The following is a 4,804-nucleotide window of genomic DNA, read 5'->3' as shown; positions in this document are numbered from 1 at the left end:
GCGTTACGACAAGCTGGCAAGTAGCTTTAAAGCGATGGTCACACTGGCTTGCATCGAAAGATGCTTGCGGGCTGACTTTTCAGACAAACCCTAGACAGATTCGACCCCATGACCGCGCTAACCCCCGAAGTGAAAGCATTCATCGTCCAGGCGCTCGCGTGTTTCGACTCACCGTCACAGGTGGCCGAGGCCGTTCGGGCTAACTTTGGCCTAGTGGTATCCCGCCAGTTGGTAGAGACAAACGATCCAACCAAGCGCTGCAGCAAAGGCCTAGCCAAGCGCTGGGTCACGCTGTTTGAAGACACCCGGGCGAGCTTTCGCGAAACTATGGTAGAGGTGCCAGTAGCGAACCGCGCCTATCGCCTCCGAGCACTCGGCAGGATGTTCGAAGAAGCTGAGGCGCGCGGCAATATTGCCCAAGGCTTAAAGCTGCTGGAGCAGGCTGCCAAGGAGTGTGGCGACCTCTACACCAATTGCCGCGTTAAAGCCGATAACCTAGTAAGTGGTGACGCCGCACCCGTGCGCGTCGAGTTCGTGCTGGCTCCAGTCGGCGCTCCCTGAAGGTAGGTCGGAACAGCTGTATTACAGGGGATTTCCAGGACATTGAAATGCGAATAAGGGTTGCTATCCTCACCGCTCGCCAATTAGAAGGAGCAAAAGGATGGCACGTCCAAATTTCAACTGGGACACATATGCGGCTAAGGCCAAATTTGATGACGTTCGTAACCTGTGTGCAAGTCATGGCCGCCTTCCAACGATGTATAGCCCTGACAGAACGCTGGTTTACCTTTCATCGCAAGACTGGGATGTCGCTGTCGATGACCTGAAAGGGCTGCAGTCACTTTTATCTGAGATAAAAAGCAGTTTTTTCCTCACGCTCGATAGTCAAGATCACAGCTATAAAAAGCTCTATGAACTGGAAACGGATTACGATTTGATTTCAAATCTACTGAGCAATTTGGACAGCGCGCCAGATAATTATGGTACTCGCTTACCGAATCAGCTTAGGGATAAGTGACAGCAAGCCGCGCCACGATTTTATACTTCGCCATTTCGTGGCGCGGAACAACTCCCCCGTCGGGGGAAGCTACCGCCCGCCCTCAATCTGAGGCTGGATCACTGAGCCGAGATCCCGGCTCTGTATCACTTAGCCTCCCTTCGACTTTCTGAAACAAACTCACCGCCTGCGAATTAACCATTCGTCCGTTTTATAAGGGACTTTTCGTCCCGTTCTGTCTCGTTCTGTGTATCACTTCAAGCGCACTCAAAAAGCACTGGATATGCAGTCAGATCAGTTCTAATTTGGTCGCGTACATCGGTACGCAGCCAATTGAGGATTGATCATGCAGGCCAACCATCCGAAGCAACGCGGCCCTCAAACCAAACCCACCCGGGCAGAAATCACCGCTGCTTGGGCGCGACTCCGTGCGGCCGCCGAAACGGGCAGTGTCGAGGCGAGCGCATTACTGATCGCCCTTGCTGAAAACCGGCCAGTGATCAGCGTGGAGTCACGCCTTACAGCCCTTTGACACCCCTCCACGCTTACCACACCACTTATTGACCCAAGGAATCACCATGACAGCAGCCAAACGCGCGGTCCTGAAAGTCGGCAATGCCAATCTTCACTATTCGGAATACGACTACTCCAGGCTCGAATCTCGGATATTCATCGTCAAGAATCAGGAGGGCGGCCGCTCCCACTGGCAGGCCGGCAAATTGATGAAGCAAGTCCGCGCCCTGCAGACCCAAGCTCTGGAATCGTTTAAAGACGTCGGTGAAGAGGTACTTGGCATCCGCGCTAATAGCGACCTGAACGACGCCGCCATCGAGCGAATGGGCAAAGAAAGCATCAACGTGATGACCGAACGCCTAATGCCAGCGCTGCAGGCTGCTGCGGCCGATATGCTCACCTTGGCCAAGGGTGTGAAAAATGGATTCGCTCCGGTTACGCCCCGCGCCCAAGACGACGTCGTCGGCTTCATGGCTGACCAAGAGCTCCGAGCGATGCTTCGCGGGATGAAGCCAGAGGACCGCAGTGATTTGATCAACCAGGCAAAGCGAGGTGATCAGCCGGAAGTGGTGAGCGCCATCCTGCGTGCCAATCCGATGCTGTCTGGCGTGAGCAGTGAAGCGGCCGCCAGTTTGGAGCGAGCAGGCATTGCGACCGTCTACGCAGACGATATCGAGGATCTGCGCGAGATGCTCAAGGTGTTTGACGACGTGGTGGCCACTACTGCGCAAGCGGCGACAGCGGTATCAAAGATGGTGGCCAACTCAGCAGGCTACACAAGCCGTTTCGAGAAGTGGCGCTCAGGTTGTGAGGGCGCAGACATCATCAGGGAGTTCCTGAGCAAGATGCCCGCGCCGCAGCGTCGTAGCGAGCCGACAAATGCATCCGCCACAGGCGACCAATCCGACACGCCGCAATCACAGCCCGACGCGGCGTAAGGAGGCGCTATGAGCAGTACTTATCAAGAGCGTTTCGCCGAGGCGTGCAAGACACAGCGGTTTCAATCGCATGAACTCATTCAAGGCCCGGACGCTGGCTACCTGGTGTGGGAAGTCCAGCACCCCCGCGACGGCCAAAAGGTCGTCATTGACGGACCATTCTTTACTGAGGATGAGGCGCGAGTTTCTGCCGATCTGCTGCGTGGGACGTTCCGAGGTGCCAGGGCCTATCAGTTAAATTACGACCGAGTGTGGAACTACGACCCAAAGCGGGAGCAGCTGACTTTCGACCAAGCGCTTATGTCACGGTCTCTTCTCGCCATCCGCCTGGGCATCTATGTCCCTGCCACGCACGTATAGGAGGTCGCTCATGGCCGCAACAGCAGCACACTACAGCCCCCAGACTACTATCGAGCTCAGCTCCGTACTCGCCAGGAAGTTCTTTCGCAGAAAGCAATATCAGCTCGACACTGGCAGTACTTGGGAAGTCTTCAAGGCGTTACGTGCAACCCTTGACGGATTTACAGAGGAAATTGCACGTCTCCAGCGACTGGGCATTAGCTTTGCGATCATCCGTAATGGAAAAAATGTCGGAGAAAAGGGCTTTGACCTCGGCGGAACGCGAACGCTGAAAATAGTCCCAGTGATTAGCGGTGGTAAGCGCGCTGGTGTAGTGCAAACAGTGGTAGGTGTGGTTCTCATTGCGGCTGCAGCACTTATCACCTTCGCTTCTGGAGGGGCCGCATCGCCATTAACAAGTGCGATGGCCGCGGCTGGATATGGCTTGGCGATAGGAGACGTCATCCAGATGCTCAGTCCCCAAGCCTCCGGCCTGAAGCAAAGCGCTTCGCCCGAAAACCTTCCCAGTTACGCTTTCGGTATCGCCAAGAACACCACGGCCAGCGGCAACCCCGTTCCGCTTTGTATTGGCGAGCGGCGCTGGGGCGGGGCAATTATCAGTGCTGCCATCTACGCCGAAGACAAGGCCTAATTTCAGCGGCAATGGTACGATCTAGCGATAAACCCAGGGATGATTCCAATGAAAAATGCCATCGCAGTTATTGCAGTCGCAAGCGTTCTCGCAGGTTGCTCGACCACCCCCATACCATTTGATCAGGCCAAACCAGTTGCGGGTGATCGGGTACTGGCGTTTGGCGCGAAGCCATCCATTCCCTACGGTACTATCGTTGTTGCACGTGATACCGGCTTTGTAGCTGGAGGCTGTTTTGTGGCCGTTCATGTCGACGGCAAGCCGGCCGCTCGAATCGACACTGGGGAGATCGTGAGGCTGTATGTCCCTGCTGGTGAGCACCTGGTGGGCATTGGTGCCGATCAGCAGGGCAAAGTGATGTGTGATTGGGGCGGCTCGCTGAAGGAGCTGGCGTCAAATTTGAAGGATGGTCAAGTCAAGAGATTCAGAATTGGGGGCGACAGCAATGTAGGGTTAGACATCCGCCCCGCCTCGATTTGATACGGTCAGACCCTCGGCCTGTCCCTCTTCTCGATTGCCAACCTTGCCTTTTCCGGGAGGTTGGCGAAACGCTCGCTTATCTTCGCTGGGCGCGCGATACGCTCCTCAACAATTAGGTTGATCATCTCGAATAACACCAAAACACTGTCCTGATCATCCTCAAGGTTCATTTCCAAAGGATGCACCGCGTTATTCCCCGTAACCCTTATTACATCAAGTGCTTGATGAATGTGAGGGTCTAGACCATTCGCCACAAGCGTCTTGATATCCGTATCGATATGCTCGCCTTTGCCCCCAAGATGACCTAACAGTTTTTGGAGGCAGAGCCGCAATAGAGCAGCAGCACCTCGAGGCGAGGCTGAGCATATTTGTCTTGCTTCCTCGAAATCAGTCCTACATCCCTCGGGCCAATACTCATGGCCACTTGGTGCGGGCAGGGTGCCTGGATAAATCAAAGAACCACTATCACCCTGCCTGTTTGATCCCCAAATACTGATTCTTCCGCAGTGGTCGCACCTACATACCCAGACAGGAAGGTCTTCAAAGTGACCAATAAAATTCCCACGGCAACTTGCCCACTGCATTGAAGTAATGGTCGCGCAATCCACATGAAGACAGGTGAACGCTTTGGCTCGAAACTCTGGAGCGACTACCTTTGGCAGCATGGCGATTCCTTGGGGTAAGACTGCGGCCATACTAGCGTATTTTTTGGTTATACACCAAGTGATACAAAAATCAGAACGACTCGATTTCAGCTGTGCGCACTTAACGTACACCCAATTTGATACAATCATCAGACTACACCCAAAATGAGACAGATCTACTGATGTTCATTCGTGCATACCTTCGAGCATCGACCGATGACCAGGACGCAAGTCGAGCGCG

General features: G+C 54.5%; 8 protein-coding genes and 1 pseudogene. 8 read left to right on the top strand and 1 reads right to left on the bottom strand.

Features of this window, described 5'->3' with window-relative positions:
* The 8 genes and pseudogenes from AO277_RS10800 to AO277_RS10765 form a co-directional block, all read left to right on the top strand.
* Positions 1-94: pseudogene (locus AO277_RS10800) on the top strand (IS5/IS1182 family transposase); the annotation flags it as partial.
* A 14-nt stretch (positions 95-108) separates the two neighbouring features.
* Positions 109-561 (top strand): DUF2280 domain-containing protein, encoded by a 453-nt coding sequence (locus AO277_RS10795; protein ID WP_044319929.1) that lies wholly within the window; start codon positions 109-111, stop codon positions 559-561.
* A 100-nt stretch (positions 562-661) separates the two neighbouring features.
* Positions 662-1,018, top strand: a complete 357-nt coding sequence (locus tag AO277_RS10790) for a hypothetical protein (RefSeq protein ID WP_044319928.1) — start codon at positions 662-664, stop codon at positions 1,016-1,018.
* A 325-nt stretch (positions 1,019-1,343) separates the two neighbouring features.
* Positions 1,344-1,529 (top strand): hypothetical protein, encoded by a 186-nt coding sequence (locus AO277_RS10785; protein ID WP_005746316.1) that lies wholly within the window; start codon positions 1,344-1,346, stop codon positions 1,527-1,529.
* A gap of 46 nt (positions 1,530-1,575) precedes the next feature.
* Complete coding sequence (locus AO277_RS10780; protein ID WP_044319927.1) at positions 1,576-2,448, top strand: hypothetical protein; 873 nt, start codon at positions 1,576-1,578, stop codon at positions 2,446-2,448.
* Positions 2,449-2,457: 9 nt separating this feature from the next.
* Positions 2,458-2,808, top strand: a complete 351-nt coding sequence (locus AO277_RS10775; protein WP_044319926.1) for a hypothetical protein — start codon at positions 2,458-2,460, stop codon at positions 2,806-2,808.
* A 10-nt stretch (positions 2,809-2,818) separates the two neighbouring features.
* The gene (locus tag AO277_RS10770; protein WP_044319925.1) at positions 2,819-3,439 is read left to right on the top strand and encodes a tail assembly protein; all 621 of its coding nucleotides are present in this window, start codon (positions 2,819-2,821) and stop codon (positions 3,437-3,439) included.
* A 48-nt stretch (positions 3,440-3,487) separates the two neighbouring features.
* The gene (locus tag AO277_RS10765; RefSeq protein ID WP_044319924.1) at positions 3,488-3,919 is read left to right on the top strand and encodes a hypothetical protein; all 432 of its coding nucleotides are present in this window, start codon (positions 3,488-3,490) and stop codon (positions 3,917-3,919) included.
* Positions 3,920-3,924: 5 nt separating this feature from the next.
* On the opposite strand, the gene AO277_RS10760 is transcribed toward AO277_RS10765, so the two are convergent.
* Positions 3,925-4,584, bottom strand: a complete 660-nt coding sequence (locus AO277_RS10760; protein WP_044319923.1) for a DUF4145 domain-containing protein — start codon at positions 4,582-4,584, stop codon at positions 3,925-3,927.
* Positions 4,585-4,804 lie beyond the last annotated feature (220 nt).

The sequence above is a fragment of the Pseudomonas amygdali genome, from assembly GCF_002699855.1.
Classification (GTDB): domain Bacteria; phylum Pseudomonadota; class Gammaproteobacteria; order Pseudomonadales; family Pseudomonadaceae; genus Aquipseudomonas; species Aquipseudomonas amygdali.
This window is presented reverse-complemented; position numbering and strand designations above follow the sequence as displayed.